General features: G+C 64.8%; 2 protein-coding genes. One reads left to right on the top strand and one right to left on the bottom strand.

Translation table 11 applies throughout. The features are described from left to right. Positions 1-256 precede the first annotated feature (256 nt). The gene (locus tag AB0915_RS39270) at positions 257-640 is read left to right on the top strand and encodes an ester cyclase (RefSeq protein WP_366696211.1); all 384 of its coding nucleotides are present in this window, start codon (positions 257-259) and stop codon (positions 638-640) included. Between the two features lie 172 nt (positions 641-812). Here AB0915_RS39270 and AB0915_RS39265 read toward each other — a convergent pair. Beyond that, the coding region (locus AB0915_RS39265) for a DDE-type integrase/transposase/recombinase (RefSeq protein WP_366696209.1) at positions 813-1,108 on the bottom strand (296 nt) is incomplete at its 5' end.

Raw genomic sequence — 1,108 nt, 5'->3', positions numbered from 1 at the left:
GCCAGCTACCTCGCAGGGCTCCACCTACGCGGCTCCCTCATCTGGATCCGCAGCCTCCGCCCCACCGAGTGATCTCAACCCGGAACAGGCCCTAGGAGCATGGGTCAGTAAGCGGCAACGTGCATGCATTTCATGGTCGTTTGCGTGGGATGATCTCCATGTGCGTGGTGGGGTGGTCATCACACATGTACGGATGCCGTGGGACCAAGGGGCGGGGCGTGGTTGACTGCTGGGTCGCCAACGACTCGGGAGTGATATGACCCACGACGTAAGGGCCACTGCGCAGCGCATGTACGAGGCGTTCAACGCTCGTGACCTCGCTACGGTAGAGACGATCTTCTCCGCCGACTTCGTGAGCCATCCGCTGGGCACCATCGGCGTCGACAGCGTCGTGAAGGCGTGGAGCGGGCTTCACACCAGGTTCCCCGACATCCAGGTCATCGTCGAGGACATGGTCGTGGATGCGGACAAGGTCGCTGTTCGTACGACCCTGCATGGCGTCTTGGCGGGCGCAGGCGTCGATGACCAGCCTCCGCCTTCGATGATGGAGATCTTCCAGGTAAAGGACGGTCGCATCGCCGAACTGTGGGGCATATCTACCCTCAACCGCTCCGCGGAGAGCAGCGCGACCCCGGGTTGATCACGTGCGAGATGATCTCGGCGTGGGTAGCGGCGCAGGGTAGTCGACGCGTCGCTGAACAAACTCACGCGCACCATCGCACACGTGTCGAGCAGGGGCGCTGTCACGTTGTCGGAAGTCTGGGTGTCTGACAGTGCGTCGGGGCACGGTGACCCGCGGTCCGGGCCTGCGTTCAGGCCGTGGTTGATCGGCCGACAGCGCCAGTGATCTGGTCCCAGATGGCGAAGCGGATGGTCATCTCGGCTCGGTGGTCGGGGGCGGTGAGCAGGTGTCGGCGGGGTCGGAAGTGGGGTGAGATGCTGCTGAACGCGGACAGAAACCGCTGGGCTGCGCCGGCGGAGCGGAAGCCTTTCATGGCGCGTTCGCGTTGCCTGGTGGGCTGGTGGCTGTTCTCGGCCCGGTTGTTCAGGCCTTTGTGGGAGCGGTGCTCGACGGAGGGCATGACCTCGCGGTGGGCCGCGCCGTAGG

It is taken from the genome of Streptomyces sp. NPDC048411 (genome assembly GCF_040704695.1).
Taxonomy (GTDB): domain Bacteria; phylum Actinomycetota; class Actinomycetes; order Streptomycetales; family Streptomycetaceae; genus Streptomyces.
Note: the sequence above shows the minus strand (reverse complement) of the source record. Positions and strands in the feature narration are given on the sequence as shown.